The following is a 24720-nucleotide window of genomic DNA, read 5'->3' as shown; positions in this document are numbered from 1 at the left end:
TCCAGCCAGAAAAGGAGATGACCATCATGGCTTTTCGTGATCTCATTCCCTGGAGCCGGCAGGAAAACCGGCTCCCCGTCCCGGTCAGCGCCGAGCGCGACCGTGACGACAATACCCATCCGCTCCTCTCGCTTCACCGCGAGGTGAACCGGCTGTTCGACGATGTCTTCCGCGGCTTCGGCGTGCCGTCGCTCGGCGGCTTCGACCGCGGTCTTTCCTGGCCGAACCTCGAGCTCGCCGAGACCGATGAGGAAATCCGGGTCACAGCCGAACTTCCCGGCCTCGACGAAAAGGACGTCGAAATCACCGTCGAGGAAGGCGTGCTGACGCTGCGCGGCGAGAAGAAGTCCCAGGTCGAGGACAAGGGGCGCGGCTATACCGAGCGCAGCTATGGCCGCTTCGAGCGGCGCATCGGCCTGCCGAAGGGCGTCGATCGTGACAAGGCCGACGCCAGCTTCAAGAACGGCGTACTGACTGTCACCCTGCCGAAAACGGAGGCGGCGAACGAGAATATCCGCCGCATCCCAGTCATTGGCAAGGCGGCATGACGGGCAGGCCCGGGACCTCGGTCCCGGGCCGAGCCTCCAACCGGTTGCGACTTGGCGCGAGGCGAGGGCGCTCGCCGCCAATGACAATCGCAGATCTGGCCCTAGCCATGCGAGCGCCTTGCCGTGCGATGCCCTCGCAATCATCGAGCCGGTGCCGATGCGGGTCAACCAGGCCGGTCGCGCGCGGGAAGGCACATGGCGGCTGCGCTTCGCGGAGCGCTGGCGCCCGCGCATCGATCCGCTGACCGGATGGACCGGCGGTGGCGATCCGCTCGCGCAGATCGAGCTTCGCTTTCCCGACCGCGAAGCGGCCGAGCGCTATTGTCGGCGCGAAAATGTGCCGTTCGAGGTTCGTGGAGCGCCGCAATCGGGTCGATCCAGCCAGCCTCGCCTCACCGGTCAAGCGCCGCCGCCGTTGTGCTGTTGGCCCACGGGCCCGCACGCGCGATGCTGCGGCCAGTATCCGGCCGCACTTAAAAACGCCCAGGGCTCGGGAATGGCGGGGGGCGGCGTGATGGCATCTCCACATTCAGCATGATCAGAGGAGACGATAGATGCGAAAAATTCGTGCAGCCGTCCTGGCCGGGGTGGCGGCGGTCGCCGCCATCGGCACCGCGCTGGCGGCGAGCCACAACAGTCATGTGATGAAGGTCGGCCTGCCGGACGGCACGGTCGCCCGGATAGAATATCAGGGGGATGTCGCGCCGAAAGTGACGGTCGCGCCGGCCTCCAGCCTGGCACCGATCGCATGGCTCGATCCGTTGGAGGCGGCCCCATTCGCCCTGTTCGATCGGATCGCGGCCGACATGGACCGGCAGAGCGAGATGATGATGCGTCAGGTGCACGCGTTGCCGCTCCTGGCAATGGCCGATGACGGGAAGATCGACCTGACGGCGCTGCGCAGCCTGCCTCCGGGAACCGTTAGCTACAGCTTCGTCTCGACGACCAATGGGGGAAGCGCCTGCAGCCGAAGCGTTCAGGTCACCTCGCTTGGCTCGGGGGAGCAACCCAAGGTCGTGTCGAACAGTTCCGGTGACTGCCGCGAAGCGCCGTCGGCAACGATCGCCCATCCGAACCGAACCGACGCGCTGCGCCGAACATGATGCAGTCTGCTGGCGGCCAACGCGGCGGGTTGTTCAAAGTCGTCTGAATCATAAGGGAGCGGAGCTGGCGCCGCTCCCTTTACCAGTCTCCAGTTGCTTAGCTCATGCACATATCAGCCGGTATCCTCTCCAGCTTCATCACCCTGCTCGTCACAATCGGTCCGATCGAGACGGCGGTAGTCTTCGCCGGCCTGACGGCTGGAATTCACCGCAGCGAGCGGATCAGCCTTGCCACGCGCTCCGTCTCGATCGCTGCCGGTGTGCTGCTGCTGTTCGCTGTGGCGGGCGGCGTCGTTCTTTCGCTCCTGCATATCTCGCTGCCGGCATTCCGCGTGGCGGGCGGCGTGCTCCTGTTTCTCCAGGCCTTGACACTCACCTTTTCCAGCCCAGGACTCTCGTCGATCAGCGAAGGCGAGCGCCGGGAAGCCGAAGGGCCTGGCGACATCGCGGTCTTTCCGCTGGCGTTTCCCTTAATTGCGGGTCCGGGCAGCCTTTCGGCCGCCGTGCTGGTCATGGGCCGCACCGAGGGCTTGATCGAGGGGAGCGGCGTGCTCGCGATGATCGTCGCCTGCATAGTGCTGACCTGGCTGGCGATGCTCGCCGCCGACCGCCTCGTCCACTTACTCGGTAGCACCGGCGCCGACGTTGTGGGCCGGATCTCCGGCGTGCTTCTCGCCGGACTTGCCGTCCAGTTCATCTTCGATGGCCTCGCGGCCGCGCCATTCCTCGCCGGCTGAATCCAGCCGCTACGCGGCCTCGTCGAGCACCCGAATCACCCGGTCGAGCATGGCGGCGTTGGAAGCGGCCTTGGGCAGTTCGCGGCGGGCGAAGCGCTGAAGCGGCGCAAGGTCCCGTCGCGGCAACCGCAGCGTGATAGGGCTTTGCGCCAGCACATCGCGTGAAATGCGCTGGGCTGCCTTGCCCGAGCGCAGGAAATGATCAAGGAGCCGCTTGCGATCGGCAAAGCTCCAGTCCAGCGCTTCCAGCTCGTCGGGCGGCACCGACAGCAGCGCGAGCGCGAATTCCATGATGTCGTCGAAGGCGAGGACGAGGCGGACCGCCCGTCCGCCTCGCCTGCGCCAGCGCTAGCCAAGACCGCGCGTCATGGGAGGGGGATGATGCCATCGACCGCGCGCCATTCGGTGGGTCCGATAAGCCGGCCATGGGCGATCCGGACCGAATGGAGTGCGGCCTCGATCTCACGCCGCCAATGGTCGAGAAAATCGAACAGCACGGGGAAATCAGGTGCCAGATCATACTCCTGCCAAGTGAACAGCTGGAGAAGCGACGGCGCATCGGGCCGGTAATAATGGATCTCGGCTGTGGTGAGACCATAGCCCTCCAGCTGCGCGATGAAGCCCCGGTCGCTCATTGTAGTGATCGCCCGTCGGTCTGCGGCGGTTCATCGAGGGATCGCATGGCAGCGAAGACCTCGTCGATCGGCACGGCGCGCCTCGCGCCGGGCGGCTTCCGCAGCGCTGGCTGGTCCTTCACCGCCGCGCGATCGGACGCCCAGGAGGCGAGAATGGCGCGTTTGACTTCCGGCTCCAGGTTCGGGTGGTGCGCAACGTCGAAGGGGTGCAGGAAACGGGAAAATGGCTGCGACATGGCCGTGGCTCCTTTCCTTGTGTCGCTCCTTTCTCATGCGTGGGCAGCGCCACACGCCGCTCGAGATTTTGGGGCTGATCGGAGTTGCGTCAAGAGGGAAGACGTTCGGCATGTTGCTGAAAAGGCATGTTGCTGAAAAGGGCTGTATTGGCACTCTAGGAAGATGAGTGCCAAAAATTCATTCGCCCTCTTGAACCCGAAAATCTCTTTTCCTAGTTCACGCGAACCTGTCGTCCAGAGAGCCGGCAGGTACATCACAACCCGTTTTGCATCTGGAGGTTTTGCCATGCATTTCCGCCCCTTGCACGACCGTGTGGTCGTCCGCCGCATCGAAGCCGAGGAGAAGACCTCGGGCGGCATCATCATTCCCGACACCGCCAAGGAAAAGCCGCAGGAAGGCGAGGTCGTCGCCGTCGGCCCCGGCGCGCGCGACGACAGCGGCCAGTTGGTGGAGTTGTCCGTCAAGGCCGGCGACCGCATCCTGTTCGGCAAATGGTCGGGCACCGAGGTCAAGATCGACGGCGAGGATCTGCTCATCATGAAGGAGAGCGACATCCTTGGCGTGATCGACAATGTCGTGCCTCTCAAGCAGGCGGCCTGATCGACCGCCCTTATCCCTCGAACATTCAGGAAGGACATAGAAAGGAGTAGCAGCGATGGCTGCCAAGGAAGTGAAGTTCGCGTCGGACGCACGCGACCGCATGCTGCGCGGCGTCGATACGCTGGCCAATGCCGTGAAGGTGACGCTGGGTCCGAAGGGCCGCAATGTCGTCATTGAAAAGTCGTTCGGAGCACCCCGCATCACCAAGGACGGCGTCACCGTCGCCAAGGAAATCGAGCTTGCCGACAAGTTCGAGAATATGGGCGCGCAGATGCTGCGCGAAGTCGCCAATAAGCAGAACGACAAGGCGGGTGACGGCACCACCACCGCCACCGTGCTCGCCCAGGCGATCGTGCGCGAGGGCTCGAAGGCTGTCGCCGCCGGCATGAACCCGATGGACGTCAAGCGCGGCATCGATCTCGCGGTCAACGCGGTCGTCAAGGATCTCGAGAGCCACGCCAAAAAGGTCGGCGCCAACAGCGAAATCGCGCAGGTTGCGACCATCTCCGCCAATGGCGACGAGGAAGTCGGTCGTATCCTCGCCGAGGCAATGGAGAAGGTCGGCAACGAAGGCGTGATCACGGTCGAGGAAGCGAAGAGCCTCGAAACAGAGCTCGAAACGGTCGAGGGCATGCAGTTCGACCGCGGCTATCTCTCGCCCTATTTCATCACCAATGCCGAGAAGCTCAAGGTCGAGCTCGACGATCCCTACATCCTGATCCACGAGAAGAAGCTTTCGAACCTGCAGGCGCTCGTGCCGCTGCTCGAGAAGGTCGTGCAGTCGGGGCGGCCGCTGCTGATCATCGCCGAGGATGTCGAGGGCGAGGCGCTCGCGACGCTCGTCGTCAACAAGCTGCGCGGCGGGCTCAAGATCGCCGCGGTCAAGGCGCCGGGCTTCGGAGATCGCCGGAAGGCGATGCTGGAGGATATCGCGATCCTGACCGGCGGCAACGTTGTCTCCGAGGATCTCGGTATCAAGCTCGAGACTGTCACGGTGGACATGCTCGGCCGGGCCAAGAAGGTGGTGATCGACAAGGACAACACAACCGTTATCGACGGCGTGGGGCAGAAGTCCGATATCGACAGCCGCGTCTCGCAGCTCCGCCAGCAGATCGAGACTACTACCAGCGACTACGACCGGGAAAAGCTTCAGGAACGCGTGGCCAAGCTCGCCGGCGGCGTCGCTGTGATCCGCGTCGGCGGCGCGACCGAGGTCGAGGTCAAGGAGAAGAAGGACCGTGTCGATGACGCGCTCCATGCGACGCGGGCCGCGGTCGAGGAAGGCATCCTGCCGGGCGGCGGCATCGCGTTGCTTCGCGCGATCAAGGCGCTCGATGGCCTCAAGGCCGCCAACGACGACCAGCAGTCCGGCATCGACATCATCCGCCGGGCGCTGCGCGCACCGGCGCGGCAGATTGCCGAGAATGCCGGTGAGGATGGCGCCTATATCGTCGGCAAGTTGCTGGAGAGCTCTGATTATAACTGGGGCTTCAATGCCGCAACCGCCGAGTATCAGGACCTGGTCCAGGCGGGCGTGATCGATCCGGCAAAGGTAGTGCGCACGGCGCTGCAGGACGCCGCCTCTGTCGCTTCGCTGCTCATCACGACCGAGGCGCTCGTCGCCGAGCTACCAAAAGAGGATAAGTCCGCGCCGATGCCGGCGATGGACTACTGACCCTAATCGGGGCCGGCGCTCGAGCCGGCCCCGACTTTCCGTTGCAATCGGCAGGCAGGGGCTCGTCGATCTCCCCTGCCGGGCCGGCATCCAGGGAGAACCAGACTATGAAGATCGCACAGATTGCACCGCTTGCCGAAAGCGTCCCTCCAAAACTCTATGGCGGCACCGAACGTATCGTATCCTATCTGACCGAAGAACTGGTGCGGGAGGGACACGATGTCACGCTCTTCGCAAGTGGGGATTCCCAGACCAGTGCGCGGCTCGTGCCGGCTTGCGAAACGGCCCTGCGGCTAGACCCGGGGGTGAAGGATCCTCTTCCCCATCATATGGTCCTGCTCGAGGAAGTCCGCCGCCGCGCCGACGAATTCGACGTGCTTCACTTCCATATTGACCTCTTGCACGCTCCAATGGTGGCCGATTTTGCCGGGCGCACAGTGACGACATTGCACGGGCGGCTCGATCTTCCTGATCTGCAGCCCTTTTACCGCGCATTCCCTGACCTGCCGCTGGTTTCCATTTCCAATGACCAGCGGCGCCCCATGCCGCCGGTCAATTGGGTGCGCACGGTTCATCATGGGCTTCCCAGCAACCTGTTGCCGGCCACGATCAAACCCAAAGGCGACTATCTCGCTTTCCTCGGGCGCATCTCGCCCGAGAAGCGACCCGACCGTGCTATCTCAATCGCAACCGCCGCGGGCATGAAGCTGAAGATCGCCGCAAAAGTCGACCAGGCAGATCTCGAATATTGGGAAAAAGTGATAGAGCCGATGATCCGGGTGTCGCCCAACGTCGAATTCATCGGGGAAATCAACGAGCGACAGAAGGCCGAGTTTCTGGGAAATGCGCGCGCCCTGCTGTTTCCGATCGACTGGCCCGAACCCTTCGGCCTTGTGATGATCGAGGCGATGGCATGCGCGACGCCGGTAATCGCTTTTCGCTGCGGCTCGGTCCCCGAAGTCATCGATCACGGCGTCTCTGGCTTCATCGTCGATACGCTTGAGGAGGCGGTGACGGCGGTATCGCATCTCGACGGCCTTGATCGCCAGCGCGTGCGCGAGACGTTCGAACGCCGCTTCTCTGCGGGCCGCATGGCCGCCGACTATCTCGATCTGTACCGCAATCTGCCCGGCTCCCGAATGCAGGCCGCACGCTATCGGCGGCTACTGGGGGAGAGCGCGGACCTGCAGGTCGTCGCCTGAGGAGGCCTGTCATGCACGCGATTGTCGAAAGGCGGCCAAGCCTACAGCCGCAATCTGACACCATATCCCGGGCGCCAGCTCAATTCTTTGTGCCCGCAACCGCCTCGTTGCATGAAAGAAGGCCTCGTACGCTCAAGCACGGAGATACATTCGCGCTTTTCGATCATAGCGGCGATGCAATCGGTGGCCCAGGTAGTCCCGAAGGCCTATATCATCGCGATACACGCCATCTTTCGCATTTTTATTTGACCATGGAGGATGGCGCGCGGCCGATTCTTCTCAGTTCGGCCCTGCGCGACGACAATGCCACCCTGACATGCGATCTTACAAATCCGGATTTTGCCGGATCAGATGGCCGTCATGGGCTAAAGCATGACCTGATCCATATCCGCCGCACGCGCTTTCTATGGGATGCTAGCCTGTTCGAAAGGCTGACCATTTGCAACTATGACGACAAGGCTCATTCCATCAGCCTGAGGCTGGAGTTTGGCGCCGATTTCCTGGATCTGTTCGAGGTCAGGGGAACGAGCCGAGACGCCCGTGGCCATCTGCGCGCGCCGCAGATCGGCCGGGACCAGGTCGTTCTTGCCTATGAAGGGCTTGATGGCATGGTCCGGGAGACGTCCCTCCGCTTTGCGCCGCTGCCGCAGGAACTGGCTGCTGCCCACGCTGTCTTCACCCTGACGCTCGCGCCGCAGGAACGGCAGACACTGCTGATCCGAATTCGCTGCGGACAAGTGGAGCAAAACCTGGATCTGCGGCAGGACTTCGCCCAGTCGATGCGTCAGGCCCGGCGAGCCTTGCAACGTTCCTCCGGCCGCGCAGCATCACTGGTTTCCTCCAACGAGACCGTCAATGAGACGCTGCGTCGCTGCGTAGCTGACACATATATGCTGGTGACGGATACCGAGCATGGACCGTTTCCCTATGCCGGGATTCCCTGGTTCAGCACAGTGTTCGGCCGGGATTCGATCATCACCGCAATGGAGATGCTGTGGCTCGATCCGGGAATAGCGCGCGGTGTGCTCTCTTTTCTGGCCGCGCATCAGGCGACTGCATTCGATCCCGATGCCGATGCGGAGCCCGGCAAGATCCTGCACGAGGTTCGCCGCGGCGAGATGGCCATATTAGGTGAGGTGCCCTTTCGTCATTATTATGGCAGCATCGATTCCACACCCTTGTTCATCATGCTCGCCGGACAATATCTCGAGCGGACCGGCGACCTTGGCTTCATCCGTTCGATCTGGCCTCAAATCGAAGCTGCGCTTGGCTGGATCGACAACCACGGCGATCGGGACGGCGATGGCTATGTCGAATATGGCCGATATACCGATCAGGGACTTGCCAATCAGGGCTGGAAAGACAGTTACGACTCCGTCTTTCATGCGGACGGAAGCCTCGCCCGAGGACCGGTTGCCCTCGCTGAGGTGCAGGCCTATGTCTATGGCGCCTGGATGGCGGCGGCGACAATCCTCGATAGCTTCGCTGACAGCGACAAGGCGGCAATGTTCCGCGAGAAGGCATCGGCGCTTCAGGAACGCTTCGACCGCGCCTTCTTTGACGAGGCGCTTGGCACCTACGTTCTGGCTCTGGACGGAGACAAGCGACCGTGCCGGGTTCGCTCTTCCAACGCGGGTCAGGTCCTGTTTACGGGACTGGCCAGGCAGGAACGCGTCCCGCGCCTGATCGAGGCTCTAATGTCGCCTTCTTCCTTTTCCGGATGGGGCATTCGCACCATCCCCACGACGGAGGCGCGCTATAATCCGATGAGCTATCATAACGGCTCGGTCTGGCCGCATGACAACGCCCTGATCGCGGCCGGCTTCGCTCGTTATGGCTTCCGGGCGGAGGCTGCCCTGATTTTCGAGGGGCTGATGGCTGCTTCGACCTATGTCGACCTGCGGCGGTTACCCGAACTGTTTTGCGGTTTCCCGCGCCGTCCGGCTCAGGGACCGACATTATATCCCGTGGCATGCGTCCCCCAGGCCTGGGCAGCCGCAGCGCCATTGTTCCTGCTTCAATCCTGTCTAGGCTTGAGTTTTGATCCCCAGGCCGAGCGGATATTGTTCGCCGAACCCACATTGCCGGGGAATCTCGATGAGTTGCTCATTCGCCACATCCAAGTAGGCAATGGCCAAGCAGATGTCGTGCTGCGCCGCTCCGGTCGCAAAGTCATGGTCGATGTGCCCGACCGGATCGGCAACGTGCGCGTCTTGTCGTTGACGTAAGGGCAGGAGCGACACCGTGCTGCCCAACGCCGTGTCGCTCCGTCCGAGTGACAAAAATCACATCAATTTCGGTCACGAACCGCAGATTTCTGCGGCTATCCCGCAAATCAAGATGCTGCGAGGATTGGTAAGCGCCAGAAGTGTCCGAAAATCACCGCCGGCTTGGCGAAGTGACCGACAACCGCGCATTGAAGGTTTTCCGTCAGGTCGAAGACGGCTTGCCAGATTTTGCCTCACGCTCACCTTCCAACCGCTCGACCTCCTTCTCCACAAGGTTGCGGATGAACTGTGCGCGCCGATTAGGGCCGATAAGATCGTCTATTCGCTCTGCCAATCCATCAGGCAGGCGAACAACGGTTGTTTTCACTCCAAGCGGCGGTCTTCCCATGGAAGTCTCGTAACCGGCCATGACGCCCATTCAATCGCAAGTTCAATAAGGGATATCGGTTATTGATAAATAGCCCCTCCTAGCTTATTAAGCGATATCGGATAGTCCTTTGGGCCGCGCCATGCGGTCTGACGGACGCGGCCGATGGAGGTGTGGCAATGGCAAAGCTCGAATATCCTTCCAGCGAATCGAATAGCGGAACATCGCGCCGCGCCCTGCTACGGGGTCTTGCGGTTGCGCCGGTCGTCGCGTCGACGATTGCTTCGCCCTGGAGCGATGCGCTGGCGGCGCTTCATCGGCGCTATGAGGATGAACCCGCAAAGCTTGTACGCACGAAAGAGGGTCGGAGCATCAGCCGCTTCCGGTATCACAACGCCGAGCGGCGCTGGATGCTGACGGACATAGTAGCCTTCCCCGGAAGCCGATTCACGAACCCGGCCCTGCATTTCGCGGGCTTCGTCTGTCAGCAAGCGCTATGCGCCTATCTGCTCGACGTGGGCTTTGCCGATGAATGGAACGCCCAGCACATTAGGCAGGACATCGCCAAGGCGCTAGCCTACGCCAATGCGTGCGGCTTCGGCCATGACTGCCCGGACATGGCGCGGCTGGCCGTGGTTCTCTCGCCTTACTGGAAGTGGGGCTATCACTATGACGAGTGGGAGGAAGACCGGCCCCAGACGGGTGGCTTCATCCCAGCCACGATCACGCCTCTTGTGCGCGCCTTGGTGGATTGCGTCCATGACGTGACCGGCCACCCACGCCCGAAGGGTTGCCAGCGCGGCCCACAGGAGGCGCGGTCATGATGCTGCGCACCGACGCCGATCATCTGCCCGCGCCGATCCGCGACGAGCTTCTCCATATCACCACGATCCTGTTCGAGACGTTCGAGGAAACGACCAAGGGTCGATGTTCCGAACATTTCCGGGCTGGCCCCGTCCTTGCCTTGATCCTGCACGGTCCCCATGCAGAAAAGGATTGGGCCGAGGTCGCGCCGGGGGAAGCGTTTCGCCTGCTCGCGATCGTCAACTATTCCCGCCTCGCCCGCAGCGACCGCGCCTGGCGGCTGGCGCGCGACCGGCTTCGCCGCGCATGGGAGCACGGCGAGATTGCCCATCCGGTACGGCTATCCGTGGAAAGCCTTGAGCGGATCAACGGCGCTCTGACCGAGGGCAATCCCTATTTCGTCACCATCGCCGAGCGGGGCATCGCGCTCTACCAGATGGAAGGCTTGCGGCTGCAAGAGCCGCGCCGCCTTCCGGTGCGGGAGCGGGCTATCCAGGGTGTCGCGGAGTTCATCCGCTGGCATCAGCGTGGAGCGGGTTTTCTGGCGGGAGCGGCTTTCTATCGAAATCGGGGCGATGCGCCGATGGCGGCGCTGATGCTGCATCAGGCGTGCGAACATTTCTATCTATGCGTGTTGCGCTCAATCAGCCTGCACGCGCCGCGCACCCATGCGCTGGACGAACTGCGCGAGGCGGCAGAGGCGCTGGACCCACGCCTGTGTTCGGCATGGCCGCGAGACAGCCGGTTCGAGCGGCGCACGTTCGGCTGCATCCGCCGCGCCTATGTCGAGGCGCGCTATGGGCGATCCTACCGCATTTCGGGCGAGAAACTAGCGTGGGCATTCGCGCGGGTGGAGATACTGGCGGACCGAGCGGCGTGCGCCGTCGCGGATCATTTTGCGTCGCTTGCCGCAAGGCTGCCAGCGCCGATGCTTCCACCACCAGCAGAGCCGACGAAGGCGATAGCCCTTTCCCAGCCTACCTACCGTACGAACATGCTGCAACGGACATGGCGGATCGTGCGACGTGCTGCCCCATCATGGGGCCGGTGGAATCCGCTCATTCCGGTTCGCCGTTTCTGGCGCTCGGACGGATTCAAACGCTGGATTGACCATCTGCCCTTGGCGATGGTCGGCCTGTGCCTCTTCATGGCGGGCGCGGAGGCAACGCTATGGCGGATGAAGTCCGCGCAGGCCGTCCGTTCCAAACCCGCAGACCTGTCCGCCGTGCTGGAATTTGACGTGCGCGCGGACACCGTGCTTGGCGCGGTCATGGACGTTGCGCAGAGGGCTGGCTACCGGGTCAAGGCTAACGATGACATTTGGGCGGTGCGATGGACCGGAGCCTATCGCGCCAAGGCGACCACCTTCGACGCGCTGGCGGATATTCTCTATGGCTCCGGTCTGTGCCCCGCGATCCGGGAGGGCATCATCACCGTGCGCTACTGCGACAAGAGCCGCCCGCCCATCGTGGCGACGGTGGAGTATCAGGCAGAACCGGACGGCAGTGTGCGCTTGTCGGTTCCGCGTTAATGCTTGCCCTTACCGCGCCGAACGGTCAGTTGATCTAGCGCGTTACCGTCCGATCAATCAGCCATAGGTGAAACAGGTGCGCGGCGATGAAGCATGCGCCCATCAGTGACAATACCGCGATCCCGATTATCGCGTCACCTTCGGAGGGCGGCGCAGTCACCAGCAGGATAGCCGCAGGGCTTATGCAAATGACCGCCAGAATAGGCGTAAAGGCCAAAGCCCAGCGACGCGGCGCAGACCAGTTCACCTCGCCCTTGAAGGACCATTGCATCGGCAAACGGTCCTCATCGCCATAGCGTATATTCGCTCTGTATGAGATGGCGGCAAGAGTCAGAATTGTCACAGCCGTCAGGATCAGTCCGAGCATCATCACCTCCTGCCGGTTGCATAGCCGATGTAACACAAAAATGCCAGCAGCAGGGGCGATTACAGCGTCCCCGTTTTACCCGTGTCAGCCTGCATCATGGTGCCGAATCGTAGCCCCGGCGTCCGCCTCGAATGCGCGTTTACCCTTGCGCTGCCAGAGAGCGAGGGCGCTGGGGCGATCATCACCGCGCAGTCTCTCCGCCACGGTGAGAAACGCACCGTAAAGTGTCGCGCGATCATCATCCGTCAGTTCGACCAGCCCCGCCTTGATGACGAGGCCGCCCAGTTCGATGAGGTGCCGTGTGCGGGTCCGGCGGGCAATGGCCCAGTCCCGCATGTCGGTGCGCGCCATTCGCGCCTCAAGTCGGTGCCGCGCCGCCGTCGAGCGGGAGAGTGCCGCTTTGCTAGCCAGCAGGTCCGTCCGCAGGCTTGCCGCCTTTGCCGAGAAAGAAAGCCGCGCCCGCCTTGCGCCAGCCCTCCTTGGTCGCGGCGTCCCTCGCCTTGATGGCATGGAGCAACGCCCCGGCGAGTATGTCGGCGTCGAGCGTATCGGCACCCGTCGCCGTCACCAGTTCGCCGAGTTGCTTCACACGCCGTTCCTTGAGCGCCTTGGCCTTGTCGGACAGCGCCTTGAGTTCCGAATCGAAGTTCTTGGGTTTGCGCATTGCAAAGTCTCCATTGAGTGATGACGTAGCGATGATAAGATGAACCCGCGCGCCGCGCAGTAGAGTCACCGGGACAGCCTGACACCGCCTAGTCCCGTCCGAGAAATTTTCGAGAAGGGCGCGCTTATACGTCGTGCCGACGTGCGCTTGAGATAGTAAATGGATGATCGTTATGGCGATCTTCCATTTTTCCGTTCAGGTCATTGGCCGTGCGCAAGGGCGCAGCGCCGTCGCGGCGGCGGCCTATCGTGCGGCGGAACGCCTGCACGACGTTCGCCTCGACCGCGACCATGACTTCACGAACAAGGCGGGCGTCGTCCATTCGGAAATCCTCCTGCCCGAAGGTGCCCCCGAACGCTTCTTAGATCGCGCGACCCTCTGGAACGAGGTCGAGGCAACCGAGAAGCGCAAGGATGCGCAGCTAGCGCGCGAAGTCGAGTTCGCCATCCCGCGCGAGATGAACCAAGCGCAGGGCATCGCGCTCGCGCAGGATTTCGTGCGCGCCGAGTTTGTCGATCGCGGCATGATCGCGGATTTGAATGTGCATTGGGACATCGGCGCGGACAAGCAGGCGAAGCCACACGCCCACGTCATGCTCACGATGAGGGAAATCGGGCGCGAAGGGAGCGAAGACGAGTTCGGCGCGAAGGTCCGCGACTGGAACCGCACCGAGTTAGTGGAGCAGTGGCGCGAGCGCTGGGCCGATCATGTCAACACCCGTCTTGCCGAACTCGACATCGACGCGCGGATCGATCACCGCAGCCTTGAAGCGCAGGGCATCGACCTTGAGCCGCAAGATAAGATCGGCCCCGCCGCGCAGCGCATGGGGACACGCGGTCTTGAGTCCGAGCGGATCGAAGATCACCGTGCCGTGGCCCAGCGCAACGGCGAGCGGATCATCGCTGATCCTTCCGTGGCGCTGAATGCGATCACCCATCATCAGGCGACATTCACCACACGCGACCTTGCGATGTTTGTCCACAGGCACAGCGACGGCAAGGACCAATATGACCGGGCGATGAGCGCCGTTCGCGCCTCGCCCGATCTTGTCGCCCTGGGCAAGGACGGGCGCGGCGATGATCGCTTTACGTCGCGCGACATGATCGACACCGAGCAGCGGGTGCAGCGCGCGTCCGAATTGATGGCGGAGCGCGAACGGCATCGCGCAGACGAGAAGGCGCGCGAGGCGGCATTGGTCAGCGCGGAAGAGCGCGGATTGTTGCTGTCCGGCGAGCAGCGCGGGGCGTTCGAGCATGTGACCGGCGATCAGGATTTGAGCATCGTCGTGGGCTATGCCGGAACCGGCAAGAGCGCGATGCTGGGCGTGGCGCGGGAGGCGTGGGAGCGGTCAGGGTTCGAGGTGCGCGGCGTGGCGCTGTCTGGCATCGCGGCGGAGGGACTGGAGAACGGTTCCGGCATCGCCTCGCGCACCATTGCCAGCATGGAATATGGCTGGGCCAACGGGCGCGATCTTCTCACCGCCCGCGATGTGCTGGTGATCGACGAGGCGGGCATGGTCGGCACGCGCCAGATGGAGCGCGTCCTGTCCCATGCCGAAGCGGCGGGGGCAAAGGTGGTACTGGTCGGTGACGCCGAGCAGTTGCAGGCGATCGAGGCGGGCGCGGCGTTCCGCGCGATCCATGAACGGCATGGCGGCGTCGAGATCACCGAAATCCGCCGCCAGTATGAGGACTGGCAAAAGGACGCAACCCGCCATCTGGCGACCGGCAGGACCGGCGAAGCGATCCGGGCCTATGCCGATCACGGCATGGTCCACGCGGCCGACACACGCGAACAGGCGCGCGCGGACTTGATCGATCGTTGGGACGAAGCACGGCAGACCGAACCCGGCAAGGCGCGGATGATCTTCACCCACACCAATGACGAGGTGCGCACGCTCAACGAGATGGCGCGCGATCGGCGGCGCGACGCGGGCGAGCTGGGCGACGATGCGCGCGTGAAAACCGCGAACGGCGACCGGGATTTCGCATCCGGGGATCGCGTCATGTTTCGGCGCAACGAACGCAGCCTTGAGGTCAAGAACGGCACGCTCGGAACCATCGAGCGCGTCAGTGAGCAGAGCATGACCGTGCGGACCGATGACGGGCGTTCCGTCGCTTTCGATCTCAAGGACTATCGCGACCTTGACCATGGCTATGCCGCCACGATCCACAAGACGCAGGCGGTCAGCGTCGATCGCACACACGCGCTCGCCACGCCGGGGATGGACAGGCACGGAACCTATGTCGTCCTCACCCGCCATCGGGAAGGCGTGGACTTTCACTATGGGCGGGATGATTTCAAGGATGATTCCCGCCTTGTCCGCACCCTGTCCCGCGAGCGGGCCAAGGACATGGCGAGCGATTACGAGCGGCGCGATCCGGCTAAGGAATTTGCCGAGCGACGCGGTTTCAGCTTTGGCGAGCGCGTCGCGGAAATCGTCAGGCCGATCGCGGAGAAGGCGCGCGGGATCTTCGACGGCTTGCGCCTCTCGCTGCCCGGTCAGGATCGTGCGGTTCTGCCCACACCTGCACCAGAGCGCGGCATATTTGATGGCCTCGATCTTGGCCGCTTCGCTTCCGCGCCTGTCCACGATCCCGCGCGCCAGCAGCAGCGCGAGCATGACCCGCAGCCTTTGCGCGCAGGCGGCTTGCGCGGCGCGGTCGAGCGCTACGCCAAGGCGATGGACGCGATCCGGCAGACCCGCGCGCAGGGCATCGACCCCATGCCCCACCAGCGCGAGGCACTGGATAAGGCACGCGACGCGCTCGACGCGATCCGGCCCGAAGGCTCCACCGATTTGAACAGCGCGTTCCGCAATGGCCCCGAACTAATCCGCGAGGCAGCGGAGGGGCGCGGCCATGAGGCCTTGCGCGCAATGCAGGCGGAGGCGGCGATCCGCATCGATCCTTACAGCCGAGCCGACAGGTTCGTGGAGGGCTGGCAGCAGTTGCAGCGCCAGCATCAGGAGCTTGTGCGCGACGGCAATTTCCGGGCCGCGAAAACCACAGCGCAGCACATGGCCGACATGGCGAAAAGCCTTGAGCGCGACGCCCAGCTTGAATCGGTGCTTGGGCTGCGCAGCCGGGAGCTTGGCCTTGAGATCGGTCAGGACATGGGCCGCAGCATCGGCCGCGACCTCGCCGCCTCCATCCCCTTCGATCATGGCCGCGACATGAGCCGCGGCATGGAACGCTAGAACAAGGAGAACAGCATATGGACGACCAATCCCTGTTGAACGGGCCGGAACCCCAGCCGCCGACCGGCACGGCGGCGGAGGCGTTCGCGCACCTGGCGGCGCGCGTGGAGGCCATGGAGCAACGTATAGACGGACGTCTGGCCGTATTCGCCCGCGCCCTTGAGCATATCGCCGTCGAGAAGCAGAGCATCGAGGTTCCCGACTACAATCCCACGCTCGCCAGGATCAACGCCGCCTTGGCCGACATTGCCAAGCACATGAAGCCGCTTTCGCAGTCCGAAGCGCTTAACATGACCCCCGAGAGCATGGCGGAACGGATGATGTCGTCAGCGGAAGCGGCGCGGGAAACGGACAAGGCGTCCATCAAACAGGGGCAGGCGCTGCTGCGCGAGGCCCATGCCGACCAAATGCGGGCAATCGGTGCGATCCGCACCAAGGTTCAGCAGCGCTGGCACATGGGCTATACCGGACTGGGCACGGCACTGGCCGTCTCGCTTCTATGGCTATTCTATCCGGGATGGGCGGCCAGCCTTGCACCCAGTGGCTGGCACTGGCCTGAACGGGTCGCAGCGCGCACGATGGGGGAGCCGTCGCTATGGGAAGCGGGCATCCGTCTGATGCGCGCGGGGAACCCGGACGGCTGGCAGACGATCGTTGACGCCGCCGACATGGCGCGTGAGAATCGCGATGTCATAGCCGCGTGCGAGAGGGCGGCCCAAAAGGCCAAGGAGCCGGTGCGCTGCACGATCAGGATAGGGCGTCAGCCATCTTGAGCGGAGCGCTTACCGATAGGCCGCGACCCCGACCGGCCGCCACGGCGCTATATGGGGACTGCGCGGCCGATCAGCTTCGCTATGCGCTGAGGGGGATGGAAGCACCACATTTCCAGGATTTTCGTGCATCCGGGCAAATCGACAGGTCTTCGTGCAGCCCTCTCGTGACGAGGCTGGAACTGTGACGACCTAACCGTGGCGGTGATTCATGTGATCATACGTAAGGAACGTGCGCGCTCGGCGCCTTGACCCCGGCCTGACACTTCCCGATCATGAAACGGCTAACAGGAGCATGTCGAATGATCCGTCTTGCGGTTACGTGTTCTCTACTTCTTGCTACCCCTGCAGCAGGACTGGCGGCAACGGTCGTTCCCAATACCGCACCGAATGCGGTTGAGCCCATCAAGCGCACGATGCACATTCGATTCCCAAAAAGCGTTGCAATGATTCCGATCATGCGGGTGAAGGGAGCTATCCTTCTGCCAGCCACAATTGCAGGCAAGCAGGTCAACTTGCTATTCGACAACGGCGCTGATGCGAGCTTGATTGATACCACTTTGGCTCAAAACAATGGGATGGAACTCACCGAAAGCCGAATGGGGTTGCAAACCGGCTTATCGGTGATGCCGACAAAGCTGACGCGGGCTTCGATCACAATCGGCGATGCTCTGACCGTTGAAGGACAGTTTGTGGCTGCAGACCTGGGAGCAATATCGCGAGCGCTAGGTACGCCAGTGGCTGGCCTTCTGGGTGCTGAAGCCCTCAAAGCCTTCATTGTCATAGTCAACCCGTCGAAAGGATGGATTGCACTGGGCCTACCGGGAAGCGTCGAGGTGAAGAGCTTTATAAAAACCGATGGCAAACCGGTTGATGCCCAGGGTGCAAAAGCGCTTCTCCCCAAACTTGCACCAAAGGCTATTCCTTTCGAGGCTGGCTTTGTCATCAAGGCCACGATCAATGGAAAGCCGGTCAATCTCAAGATCGACTATGGCAGTACTGGTACGGTCGTTCTCCGTGACTCTGTATGGCAGCAGGTAATTCCTCCGGCATCCCGGACTGGCAGGGCGACCAATTCGACACGGGCGGATGGCTTGAATATCGGCGGCGAGATCGGCACGGGCGATTTCGAGATCGCGGGAATGGTGGTGCCGAACATGCCTATTGCTAGCAGAGCGGGCTATGACCGCATCAGACACGATGGATTCCTGGGGTTGTCCGTCTTGGGGGCGACGACGACTGTTCTCGACATGCCAAAGCAGAGGTTGGTTCTGTTTCCTCCCGATGCAGACGTCAGCGTATCGGCGTCCGCGAGGCCTTCCGTGGAAAGCACCATTCCGGATGCAGGCGCACCAACACCGGAACGCTGATGCATTGTGCGATAGTCGCAGAAATCAGATGATTGCCGCCGTCCGCCAAGAACTTTGATGATCGCGTTACGATCCCGGTTGCCATCCACTGTCTCCCAGGATCGCTTTAGGGTCTTCAAGGTCAAGCAAATTCCTGAGCGCAACACGTTTGTCAGTGGCTTTATCGTAATAGGCTTTCGCGATCCTGTATCCCACCCAATACCCCAAATCTCCGGGCTTTTCGGGTGTCCCCACGCCGCTATAAAGCCAGTCTGAAATATCGGTATTGTCAGCCTCAGCCAGGAAACGCTGCCCGATGTCGTTGGAATGGCCTTCCGTCCATGTTTGCAGATGAATGTTGCTCACTTGTCCCGATATCAATTCGGCTACCAGTTCAGCGACCCCTTCGATGAGCGATTGCTTGAGAACGGTAGTGTTGTCACTATCCTCCTCAAGCGCAACTGACTGCTCAACGTGGCCATATTCATGGGCGATTAGGTGGTACAGCCTGTCTGCCAGGTCAGGTTGCAGCCAGGACGAGCGGCAAGCTACTTCCAGCCCGATCAGGACGCCTGACTTCCCGGTCGTCCCCCCGCTGTTATTCCGGCCTACAAGAATGGTGACGGGAGGGAATGTCGCCTGAGGGTCGAGGTCCGCAAGCCGCTGAAATGCGCCTTGAAGTTTCACCTTAACGGCAGGCAGGGCTTCCATACAGGATCGGGCTTGCCTGTATGTCGATCCGTTGTTGCCGACTTCCTTGGCAAGGGCTTCGCCTGAGATAATGCGGTAAGGAACAAACTGGCGGACGCCGTCTGTTCCCTCATCGATGTATTCCCGCTGAAGCAAATCGGCGGAAGGCTTGCCGTTGGCAGCATCATAGATCCTGTAGAAAGTCGCAACATCCGACGTGCGAACCTCGACGGTCCGCTGGATATCCGCAGGCGCCGCAGCAGTGGTCATCATCAATACGGCGCCGATCACCGATTTCCCGCACATTTTCGATTCCTCTGGTTCATGCCTGTAAGTCAGAAGCTTTGTGATCCGTCATTGAAAGATTGCTGATCCAGTCGAGATAAGCACGATAGATGGAGAGTATCGGCTTATCACGCGCCGCCCGTCAAAGGGCCGGGGGCGTCAGGCTGGCGCTGGATTGCGCTGATCACGGGATCGCTTTGATCATCTACCTCAACCCGTTCGAGGGCGATTTGCGGATGATATGCTTCACGGGGAAGGCCGTTGACCGTGAAAAGCTGCTCCGTCCCAAGGTCCACTTTAGCAGACGAGCCTTCTATCGTTTCATTGCTCAACGCGCCAAGGAGGTGAGCAAGATCGCTGCCTATCGTCGTCGCGCCGATCGCATCGAAGCCGATCATCAATCCTTCACCCATGCTACCGGTCCAGCGCCCGCCCGCCACATACACCTTGCCGGGATAGCGCGCGCCGAATGGCTCGACGAATTCGATGAATTTACGTGCCGGTCCGAGGACGCGGGTTTCATACGGAATTACGTGCATTTGATACGGTCTATCATGGTCGATGAAATGCCCCATGATGCCCCGTGCTACGCTCGTGTTGCCGCCACTTGGAGTGTTTCGAAGGTCAATCAGCAGGGTTTTCGTATCCGTGAGCGAAGCCAGGGCGTTCGCGAACTCAGCAATCAGCTTTTGCTCACCAAGCGAATTGTTGATCCGGATGATGCCAAGCTCGCCCCGGCGCTCGACTTCCAAAAGCTGTCCGTCGGCAATGCGGTTCGCTTGGTCGGACGTGGCGGCCAGCGCGATGAGCGCTGCTTGTCGCCGTCCAGAACATCCAGCTTTCGTGGTCTCCGCCGATGGCCCGCAAGAGCAACATTGAAAGCGAAGCCAATTTGCGCAGGGCTTAGTTCCGAGAAAGCGCGGCCTGTTATTTCCTCAATGGCAATGCGAGGCGGCTGGTCATCGATCCGTAGTAACATCATGCCGGATCGAACGCCTTTGGTTGTTGCGTCACCGCCGCCCCGCACCTCATCTATTCGAAAGGATGCTCCATCGTAGATGCCGAAGAGATCGGACGAGGTTGGGATGATTGCCCAGTCATCAGCGTCGAATGGTCCGACGATGAAATGCGGATCGGCAAAGTTGTGGGATATCAGCTGAAGCGTGTCGATGAATTCTTTGTCGGAGCATGCCGCCTTGGCCTTTTCCGCGAAAGTGGCAAGGATTGCATCTCCATCGATTCCCGGTCGATTAAAATAGCCGTAATTCTCATGCAGCAATTTTTCGAAGGACAGCCATGCTGCTGATGCATCGAATGACGGCGGCGCAACATCTGTCGATTGCGCGTTGGCCTCCGAGGTCAGTAGCAGCGTCAGCACAGCTATCAGGCGATAAATTCCCATTTCGCCGTCATTCAACAGAATGGGTCACGTCGCAAGGACAAGCAGCGCTGGCCGCTGAAAAGGCCCAGTTACGTCCCCGTTCCGAACCATGCCACGGGAGCCCACTCAAAACGTGGGATGGAATGTGGCTATTTACCGACGGTTCTTGGAGCTTCCTTGTTAAAGAACACAATGCCCCCTCTAATTAGTAGCGCGGGAGATCGTCCGGCCTGGAAGAAAGTGACCCTACCCATATAGATCGCTGAATGTCTTGCGCGCGGACTCGTCATTCCTAAGTCGCAAAGCTGCCTGGCAACAACGCGCCCAATGCCGCCATCCAAACCGGCGAATAGCGAGCCCCAGAGCCGCCATTCGTTTGCGCGGAAGAGCGACATTCTCTGACGGCCTGAGAGATGCGCCGGTGATCAGTTCGAGCACCTATGCATCGCCGTATCCGGCACGCCTGCGCATTTGCTGCTCTTGGCACTGGTCGCGGTGACAAGCCAGAAAAACTCTGCTATTATCTCGCGGTAACGACAGAAATTTCTCTCCCTCGCAAACGGGGGGCGAGGCGTGCATCTGGAGACTGATATGTCGCGACATATGCACCTGATGCCTATTCTTGGGCTGTTAGCTTGGAGCCAGTGCGCCTCTGCTAAGCCGGAAGCCGTCGAGTCTTGGGCAAAATCGGGCGTTTCTTTGCAGCAATTCGTTGCCGACTCGCGCGAATGTGCGGACACATCGAAAGAAACGCCTGTTTATATCGAGGCCGAAACCCTCAAGGTACTGGATGCGCTTAGCTCTGCACAATTAATTTCCGTCGTTCAGCAGTTGTCTGGCCCCGAAACCAGCGCACTTAAGGTGGTCGAAGATATTTCAGTGACCAATAGCGAAAATGACATAGCTAGACGTAGCGCAAATTTCGGAGGGAAGTTTGTCGCCATGACATCTTCCGATGTAAGAGGGCAGTTACAAAAATCTCTTGATCAATGCTTAATTGATCGGGGGTATATTCGTATTCAGCTTACTGAAAAGCAAGCAAAAGAATTAAAGCGGTTTAAACGAAATACGCCAGAAAGAACGGTGTATCTTCATTCTATTGATTCTGATCAAGCAGTCGTGAAAAATCAAGCGGTAACGAATTTTCGTAAATAATTCTATCGAATTAAACAGGGAAGTTTTATGAAAAAGCTAGTTTATGCGCTTCTACTCCCCCTCATCAGTGGCTCTATGTTAGAGCGGTTTCCACACGATCTGACTCGTCAGGGATTCCCTTCGCGGCGCCGTTGTGATTCAGCCTTCCTGCTGGTGGCAGGAGGCCAGCATGGATGGCACGAACGCTATCACAGGATCTTCGGGACCGAGTTGTCGCAGCGATTGATGGTGGGCTGAGTTGCCATGCGGCAGCGGCCCGCTTCGGGGTCAGCGTGTCGAGCGCGATCCGCTGGCGACGGCTTGCGTTGGAGCATGGCCGGGCCGTTGCCAAGCCGCGCGGCGGTGACCGGCATTCAGGTAAGATCGAAGCGCACGGCGGCTTCATTCGGGAACTGATCGCAGAGCAGGGCGACATGACCTTGGTCGAGGTTCAGGCGCGGCTGATCGAGCGTGGGGCCCTGGTCGGTATCGGCACGGTGCATCGCTTCTTCGTGCGTCACGGGATCACGCGCAAAAAAAGACCGGTCACGCGATCGAGCAGGACCGTCCCGACGTCCTGAGGCAACGGCAGCATTGGTTCGACGGCCAGATCGACCTCGAACCCGAACGCCTCGTCTTCATCGACGAGACGTGGACCGCCACCAACATGACCCGCAGCCATGGCCGCTGCCGGAAGGGCGAGCGGCTGCGGATGGGCTTCCCGCACGGCCACCGCAAGACCACCACGCTGGTCGCGGGCCTGCGCATGGATGGCATGGTCGCGCCGATGGTGCTGGACGGGCCGATCAACGGCGACTGGTTCGAAGCCTATGTCGCCCAGGTGCTGGTGCCCGAACTGCGTCCCGGCGACGTGGTCATCATGGACAACCTCTCGAGCCACAAACGGGCCGCCGTGAAGGAAAGGATCGAAGCTGCCGGCGCGACCCTGCGCTTCCTCCCGCCATACAGCCCGGACTTCAATCCAATCGAAAAGGCCTTCTCCCGGCTCAAGGCCATGCTCCGCAAGGCAGGAGAGCGCACCGTCAGCGGCCTGTGGGACCTGATCGGCAGGCTCGTCGATATCTTCAAGCCCGACGAATGTGCAAACTACTTCAAATCATGCGGCTATGAACCGGAATGAATGGAAACCGCTCTAGAGCGGTTTCCACACGATCTGACTCGTCAGGGATTCCCTTCGCGGCGCCGTTGTGATTCAGCCTTCCTGCTGGTGGCAGGAGGCCAGCATGGATGGCACGAACGCTATCACAGGATCTTCGGGACCGAGTTGTCGCAGCGATTGATGGTGGGCTGAGTTGCCATGCGGCAGCGGCCCGCTTCGGGGTCAGCGTGTCGAGCGCGATCCGCTGGCGACGGCTTGCGTTGGAGCATGGCCGGGCCGTTGCCAAGCCGCGCGGCGGTGACCGGCATTCAGGTAAGATCGAAGCGCACGGCGGCTTCATTCGGGAACTGATCGCAGAGCAGGGCGACATGACCTTGGTCGAGGTTCAGGCGCGGCTGATCGAGCGTGGGGCCCTGGTCGGTATCGGCACGGTGCATCGCTTCTTCGTGCGTCACGGGATCACGCGCAAAAAAAGACCGGTCACGCGATCGAGCAGGACCGTCCCGACGTCCTGAGGCAACGGCAGCATTGGTTCGACGGCCAGATCGACCTCGAACCCGAACGCCTCGTCTTCATCGACGAGACGTGGACCGCCACCAACATGACCCGCAGCCATGGCCGCTGCCGGAAGGGCGAGCGGCTGCGGATGGGCTTCCCGCACGGCCACCGCAAGACCACCACGCTGGTCGCGGGCCTGCGCATGGATGGCATGGTCGCGCCGATGGTGCTGGACGGGCCGATCAACGGCGACTGGTTCGAAGCCTATGTCGCCCAGGTGCTGGTGCCCGAACTGCGTCCCGGCGACGTGGTCATCATGGACAACCTCTCGAGCCACAAACGGGCCGCCGTGAAGGAAAGGATCGAAGCTGCCGGCGCGACCCTGCGCTTCCTCCCGCCATACAGCCCGGACTTCAATCCAATCGAAAAGGCCTTCTCCCGGCTCAAGGCCATGCTCCGCAAGGCAGGAGAGCGCACCGTCAGCGGCCTGTGGGACCTGATCGGCAGGCTCGTCGATATCTTCAAGCCCGACGAATGTGCAAACTACTTCAAATCATGCGGCTATGAACCGGAATGAATGGAAACCGCTCTAGGCGCCGGCGCAGTCCACTTGAGAGCTCAGGAGGCCCGCTTAGAGCCGGCGCAGTTGCTCATTCCGCCCGGAAAGGAAGCGGAGCTAATTAAAAGCCTTTCCAAGAAAACTCAAGGCGAATGCAATAACAATCCTGATTTGCTGAGTTGCACTCAGGGATGCAGCCAGCAATACAATATTTCGGTAACATACTGCAATGCAAATCCGCAAACAAATACAGTTTGCATTGCGAATGCTGTCCATAATTTAAACATCTGCGCAGCCACCTGTACTAGAAATTACTGTACGTAGTTCTGGAGAACTACAATATCAATATTAATGATTTTGAAGTAAAAAATTTCTTTTTGGATATATTTTCTGCATTGGACTTCATTAATTATTTCACATGAAGGCTTCCTGCCTCTAGTCGGGACGCCAATCGAGATAGATTCGCCGTCGGGCTTGTTCGAAACACCATGGAAACGACGAGACGGCGGCACCGAAAGGTTGCCGCCCTTTTTGTTCGCCGCTCGTCGTTCCCATCCTTCCACCCGCGACCGATCGCCAGTTCTGAAAAAGCACCGTCAGCTATAGCACGCTGGTTAGCTGAAACCCGACCTGCCTCAATCGGCCATAGCCATTCCTTCATTTCATATTTCTGTCCGAAGAAAGTTACGACATAGGTGTTCCTGCGAAGGCTGGCATCTCAGGCAGGCGAATGCCGCGTAAACAGATAGCGCGAGACGGGCTGACCTCCTTCTACGCTCGCCTGAGACCCCAGCCTTCGCTGGGGTGACGGAATTGGGTGGTGGGTTCAACGGGTGGCGGCAACACAGGCTTGGAAACGCTCTGCGGGTGTTTGGTATTCGAGCGTTTTCCTGGGTCGTTCGTTGAGTTGCCGGGCAACGGCGCTCAGCTGGGCCTGGCTGCATAACGACAGATCTGTTCCTCTGGGGAAATATTGCCGCAGCAGGCGATTGGTGTTTTCGTTGGAGCCGCGCTGCCAGGGCGATTGCGGATCGCAG

General features: G+C 61.2%; 27 protein-coding genes. 16 read left to right on the top strand and 11 right to left on the bottom strand.

Annotated features, from left to right (window positions below):
* The first annotated feature begins 26 nt into the window (after nucleotides 1–26).
* The 4 genes from GGQ90_RS22185 to GGQ90_RS22170 all read left to right on the top strand — a co-directional run bounded on the left by GGQ90_RS22185 (nucleotide 27) and on the right by GGQ90_RS22170 (nucleotide 2388).
* On the top strand, nucleotides 27–548 hold the full coding sequence (locus GGQ90_RS22185) for an Hsp20/alpha crystallin family protein (RefSeq protein WP_185703837.1): 522 nt from the start codon (nucleotides 27–29) through the stop codon (nucleotides 546–548).
* A gap of 118 nt (nucleotides 549–666) precedes the next feature.
* Nucleotides 667–1086 carry an NADH dehydrogenase ubiquinone Fe-S protein 4 gene (locus GGQ90_RS22180; protein ID WP_246428376.1) on the top strand — a complete coding sequence of 140 codons (420 nt, stop codon included), beginning with the start codon at nucleotides 667–669 and terminating at the stop codon, nucleotides 1084–1086.
* A 16-nt stretch (nucleotides 1087–1102) separates the two neighbouring features.
* The gene (locus GGQ90_RS22175; RefSeq protein ID WP_185703841.1) at nucleotides 1103–1651 is read left to right on the top strand and encodes a hypothetical protein; all 549 of its coding nucleotides are present in this window, start codon (nucleotides 1103–1105) and stop codon (nucleotides 1649–1651) included.
* A gap of 104 nt (nucleotides 1652–1755) precedes the next feature.
* On the top strand, nucleotides 1756–2388 hold the full coding sequence (locus GGQ90_RS22170; protein WP_185703843.1) for a MarC family protein: 633 nt from the start codon (nucleotides 1756–1758) through the stop codon (nucleotides 2386–2388).
* Nucleotides 2389–2397: 9 nt separating this feature from the next.
* Here the strand turns inward: GGQ90_RS22170 and GGQ90_RS22165 are convergent, their stop codons facing one another.
* The 3 genes from GGQ90_RS22165 to GGQ90_RS22155 all read right to left on the bottom strand — a co-directional run bounded on the left by GGQ90_RS22165 (nucleotide 2398) and on the right by GGQ90_RS22155 (nucleotide 3259).
* Entirely contained in the window at nucleotides 2398–2679 is a 282-nt protein-coding gene (locus GGQ90_RS22165; RefSeq protein ID WP_185703845.1) for a hypothetical protein, read from the bottom strand.
* 74 nt (nucleotides 2680–2753) lie between these two features.
* Nucleotides 2754–3023, bottom strand: coding sequence for an usg protein (locus tag GGQ90_RS22160; RefSeq protein WP_059150845.1), 270 nt, complete (start codon nucleotides 3021–3023; stop codon nucleotides 2754–2756).
* Complete coding sequence (locus tag GGQ90_RS22155) at nucleotides 3020–3259, bottom strand: hypothetical protein (protein WP_185703847.1); 240 nt, start codon at nucleotides 3257–3259, stop codon at nucleotides 3020–3022. The genes GGQ90_RS22160 and GGQ90_RS22155 overlap by 4 nt, the downstream gene beginning before the upstream one ends.
* Before the next feature lie 286 nt (nucleotides 3260–3545).
* Between GGQ90_RS22155 and groES the strand changes: the two genes are divergently transcribed.
* The 4 genes from groES (at nucleotide 3546) to GGQ90_RS22135 (ending at nucleotide 8965) form a co-directional block, all read left to right on the top strand.
* On the top strand, nucleotides 3546–3860 hold the full coding sequence (gene groES, locus GGQ90_RS22150) for a co-chaperone GroES (RefSeq protein WP_185703849.1): 315 nt from the start codon (nucleotides 3546–3548) through the stop codon (nucleotides 3858–3860).
* A 55-nt stretch (nucleotides 3861–3915) separates the two neighbouring features.
* The gene (gene groL / locus GGQ90_RS22145; protein ID WP_185703851.1) at nucleotides 3916–5535 is read left to right on the top strand and encodes a chaperonin GroEL; all 1620 of its coding nucleotides are present in this window, start codon (nucleotides 3916–3918) and stop codon (nucleotides 5533–5535) included.
* A 107-nt stretch (nucleotides 5536–5642) separates the two neighbouring features.
* Entirely contained in the window at nucleotides 5643–6737 is a 1095-nt protein-coding gene (locus GGQ90_RS22140; protein ID WP_185703852.1) for a glycosyltransferase family 4 protein, read from the top strand.
* Nucleotides 6738–6748: 11 nt separating this feature from the next.
* A complete protein-coding gene (locus GGQ90_RS22135) occupies nucleotides 6749–8965 on the top strand; it encodes an amylo-alpha-1,6-glucosidase (protein ID WP_188083987.1) in 2217 nt (738 codons plus the stop codon).
* 202 nt (nucleotides 8966–9167) lie between these two features.
* On the opposite strand, the gene GGQ90_RS22130 is transcribed toward GGQ90_RS22135, so the two are convergent.
* Nucleotides 9168–9383 carry a ribbon-helix-helix domain-containing protein gene (locus GGQ90_RS22130; RefSeq protein ID WP_223178396.1) on the bottom strand — a complete coding sequence of 72 codons (216 nt, stop codon included), beginning with the start codon at nucleotides 9381–9383 and terminating at the stop codon, nucleotides 9168–9170.
* Nucleotides 9384–9511: 128 nt separating this feature from the next.
* Between GGQ90_RS22130 and GGQ90_RS22125 the strand changes: the two genes are divergently transcribed.
* Nucleotides 9512–10156, top strand: coding sequence for a hypothetical protein (locus GGQ90_RS22125; RefSeq protein WP_185703856.1), 645 nt, complete (start codon nucleotides 9512–9514; stop codon nucleotides 10154–10156).
* Nucleotides 10153–11667: a HEPN domain-containing protein gene (locus GGQ90_RS22120; protein ID WP_185703858.1), complete on the top strand. Its 1515-nt coding sequence runs from the start codon at nucleotides 10153–10155 to the stop codon at nucleotides 11665–11667. Before GGQ90_RS22125 ends, GGQ90_RS22120 begins: the two co-directional genes overlap by 4 nt.
* 34 nt (nucleotides 11668–11701) lie before the next feature.
* Here GGQ90_RS22120 and GGQ90_RS22115 read toward each other — a convergent pair whose 3' ends face one another.
* From GGQ90_RS22115 to GGQ90_RS22105, 3 genes are all read right to left on the bottom strand, one after another.
* Nucleotides 11702–12034: a hypothetical protein gene (locus tag GGQ90_RS22115; RefSeq protein WP_188083986.1), complete on the bottom strand. Its 333-nt coding sequence runs from the start codon at nucleotides 12032–12034 to the stop codon at nucleotides 11702–11704.
* A gap of 84 nt (nucleotides 12035–12118) precedes the next feature.
* Complete coding sequence (locus tag GGQ90_RS22110; protein WP_185703862.1) at nucleotides 12119–12370, bottom strand: conjugal transfer protein TraD; 252 nt, start codon at nucleotides 12368–12370, stop codon at nucleotides 12119–12121.
* Nucleotides 12371–12437: 67 nt separating this feature from the next.
* Nucleotides 12438–12698 (bottom strand): conjugal transfer protein TraD, encoded by a 261-nt coding sequence (locus GGQ90_RS22105; RefSeq protein WP_185703864.1) that lies wholly within the window; start codon nucleotides 12696–12698, stop codon nucleotides 12438–12440.
* A gap of 172 nt (nucleotides 12699–12870) precedes the next feature.
* Between GGQ90_RS22105 and traA the strand changes: the two genes are divergently transcribed.
* The 3 genes from traA (at nucleotide 12871) to GGQ90_RS22090 (ending at nucleotide 18037) form a co-directional block, all read left to right on the top strand.
* Nucleotides 12871–15897 carry a Ti-type conjugative transfer relaxase TraA gene (traA, locus tag GGQ90_RS22100; protein WP_188083985.1) on the top strand — a complete coding sequence of 1009 codons (3027 nt, stop codon included), beginning with the start codon at nucleotides 12871–12873 and terminating at the stop codon, nucleotides 15895–15897.
* A 17-nt stretch (nucleotides 15898–15914) separates the two neighbouring features.
* Nucleotides 15915–16670 (top strand): DUF6118 family protein, encoded by a 756-nt coding sequence (locus tag GGQ90_RS22095; protein ID WP_159365494.1) that lies wholly within the window; start codon nucleotides 15915–15917, stop codon nucleotides 16668–16670.
* 299 nt (nucleotides 16671–16969) lie between these two features.
* Nucleotides 16970–18037 carry an aspartyl protease family protein gene (locus GGQ90_RS22090; RefSeq protein ID WP_159365493.1) on the top strand — a complete coding sequence of 356 codons (1068 nt, stop codon included), beginning with the start codon at nucleotides 16970–16972 and terminating at the stop codon, nucleotides 18035–18037.
* Nucleotides 18038–18103: 66 nt separating this feature from the next.
* Here the strand turns inward: GGQ90_RS22090 and GGQ90_RS22085 are convergent, their stop codons facing one another.
* The 3 genes from GGQ90_RS22085 to GGQ90_RS22075 all read right to left on the bottom strand — a co-directional run bounded on the left by GGQ90_RS22085 (nucleotide 18104) and on the right by GGQ90_RS22075 (nucleotide 20408).
* On the bottom strand, nucleotides 18104–18997 hold the full coding sequence (locus tag GGQ90_RS22085) for a DUF2268 domain-containing putative Zn-dependent protease (protein WP_223178395.1): 894 nt from the start codon (nucleotides 18995–18997) through the stop codon (nucleotides 18104–18106).
* A gap of 122 nt (nucleotides 18998–19119) precedes the next feature.
* Nucleotides 19120–19743, bottom strand: coding sequence for a S41 family peptidase (locus GGQ90_RS22080; RefSeq protein WP_159365491.1), 624 nt, complete (start codon nucleotides 19741–19743; stop codon nucleotides 19120–19122).
* Nucleotides 19674–20408: a hypothetical protein gene (locus GGQ90_RS22075; RefSeq protein WP_159365490.1), complete on the bottom strand. Its 735-nt coding sequence runs from the start codon at nucleotides 20406–20408 to the stop codon at nucleotides 19674–19676. Before GGQ90_RS22075 ends, GGQ90_RS22080 begins: the two co-directional genes overlap by 70 nt.
* Nucleotides 20409–20963: 555 nt before the next feature.
* Between GGQ90_RS22075 and GGQ90_RS22070 the strand changes: the two genes are divergently transcribed.
* From GGQ90_RS22070 to GGQ90_RS22060, 3 genes are all read left to right on the top strand, one after another.
* Nucleotides 20964–21527 carry a hypothetical protein gene (locus GGQ90_RS22070; protein WP_188083984.1) on the top strand — a complete coding sequence of 188 codons (564 nt, stop codon included), beginning with the start codon at nucleotides 20964–20966 and terminating at the stop codon, nucleotides 21525–21527.
* 173 nt (nucleotides 21528–21700) lie between these two features.
* Nucleotides 21701–22647 (top strand): IS630 family transposase gene (locus GGQ90_RS22065; protein ID WP_156106025.1). Its coding sequence is split into 2 segments (ribosomal slippage): nucleotides 21701–22037 and nucleotides 22037–22647, totalling 948 coding nucleotides; the frame shifts between segments, so codons are not numbered across the junction.
* A gap of 107 nt (nucleotides 22648–22754) precedes the next feature.
* A protein-coding gene (locus GGQ90_RS22060) for an IS630 family transposase (RefSeq protein WP_156106025.1) occupies nucleotides 22755–23701 on the top strand; the annotation gives its coding sequence in 2 pieces (ribosomal slippage) (nucleotides 22755–23091 and nucleotides 23091–23701; 948 coding nt in all).
* 808 nt (nucleotides 23702–24509) lie between these two features.
* Here the strand turns inward: GGQ90_RS22060 and GGQ90_RS22055 are convergent.
* Nucleotides 24510–24720, bottom strand: a 211-nt coding sequence (locus GGQ90_RS22055) for an IS30 family transposase (RefSeq protein ID WP_188083983.1), incomplete at its 5' end; no start/stop codon positions are given.

The organism is Sphingobium scionense (genome assembly GCF_014197035.1).
Taxonomy (GTDB): Bacteria; Pseudomonadota; Alphaproteobacteria; order Sphingomonadales; family Sphingomonadaceae; genus Sphingobium; species Sphingobium scionense.
This window is presented reverse-complemented; position numbering and strand designations above follow the sequence as displayed.

Excerpts from the sequence above, each read along its gene's own strand:
- GGQ90_RS22165 (WP_185703845.1), bottom strand. The coding sequence starts at position 2,679 with ATGGAATTCGCGCTCGCGCTGCTGTCGGTGCCGCCCGACGAGCTGGAA.
- GGQ90_RS22160 (WP_059150845.1), bottom strand. The coding sequence starts at position 3,023 with ATGAGCGACCGGGGCTTCATCGCGCAGCTGGAGGGCTATGGTCTCACC.
- GGQ90_RS22095 (WP_159365494.1), top strand. The coding sequence starts at position 15,915 with ATGGACGACCAATCCCTGTTGAACGGGCCGGAACCCCAGCCGCCGACC.
- GGQ90_RS22070 (WP_188083984.1), top strand. The coding sequence starts at position 20,964 with ATGTCGCGACATATGCACCTGATGCCTATTCTTGGGCTGTTAGCTTGG.
- GGQ90_RS22090 (WP_159365493.1), top strand. The coding sequence starts at position 16,970 with ATGATCCGTCTTGCGGTTACGTGTTCTCTACTTCTTGCTACCCCTGCA.
- GGQ90_RS22115 (WP_188083986.1), bottom strand. The coding sequence starts at position 12,034 with ATGCTCGGACTGATCCTGACGGCTGTGACAATTCTGACTCTTGCCGCC.
- GGQ90_RS22120 (WP_185703858.1), top strand. The coding sequence starts at position 10,153 with ATGATGCTGCGCACCGACGCCGATCATCTGCCCGCGCCGATCCGCGAC.
- GGQ90_RS22170 (WP_185703843.1), top strand. The coding sequence starts at position 1,756 with ATGCACATATCAGCCGGTATCCTCTCCAGCTTCATCACCCTGCTCGTC.
- GGQ90_RS22140 (WP_185703852.1), top strand. The coding sequence starts at position 5,643 with ATGAAGATCGCACAGATTGCACCGCTTGCCGAAAGCGTCCCTCCAAAA.
- GGQ90_RS22125 (WP_185703856.1), top strand. The coding sequence starts at position 9,512 with ATGGCAAAGCTCGAATATCCTTCCAGCGAATCGAATAGCGGAACATCG.
- GGQ90_RS22185 (WP_185703837.1), top strand. The coding sequence starts at position 27 with ATGGCTTTTCGTGATCTCATTCCCTGGAGCCGGCAGGAAAACCGGCTC.
- groES (WP_185703849.1), top strand. The coding sequence starts at position 3,546 with ATGCATTTCCGCCCCTTGCACGACCGTGTGGTCGTCCGCCGCATCGAA.
- groL (WP_185703851.1), top strand. The coding sequence starts at position 3,916 with ATGGCTGCCAAGGAAGTGAAGTTCGCGTCGGACGCACGCGACCGCATG.
- GGQ90_RS22105 (WP_185703864.1), bottom strand. The coding sequence starts at position 12,698 with ATGCGCAAACCCAAGAACTTCGATTCGGAACTCAAGGCGCTGTCCGAC.
- GGQ90_RS22155 (WP_185703847.1), bottom strand. The coding sequence starts at position 3,259 with ATGTCGCAGCCATTTTCCCGTTTCCTGCACCCCTTCGACGTTGCGCAC.
- GGQ90_RS22130 (WP_223178396.1), bottom strand. The coding sequence starts at position 9,383 with ATGGGCGTCATGGCCGGTTACGAGACTTCCATGGGAAGACCGCCGCTT.
- GGQ90_RS22135 (WP_188083987.1), top strand. The coding sequence starts at position 6,749 with ATGCACGCGATTGTCGAAAGGCGGCCAAGCCTACAGCCGCAATCTGAC.
- GGQ90_RS22110 (WP_185703862.1), bottom strand. The coding sequence starts at position 12,370 with ATGCGGGACTGGGCCATTGCCCGCCGGACCCGCACACGGCACCTCATC.
- GGQ90_RS22175 (WP_185703841.1), top strand. The coding sequence starts at position 1,103 with ATGCGAAAAATTCGTGCAGCCGTCCTGGCCGGGGTGGCGGCGGTCGCC.
- traA (WP_188083985.1), top strand. The coding sequence starts at position 12,871 with ATGGCGATCTTCCATTTTTCCGTTCAGGTCATTGGCCGTGCGCAAGGG.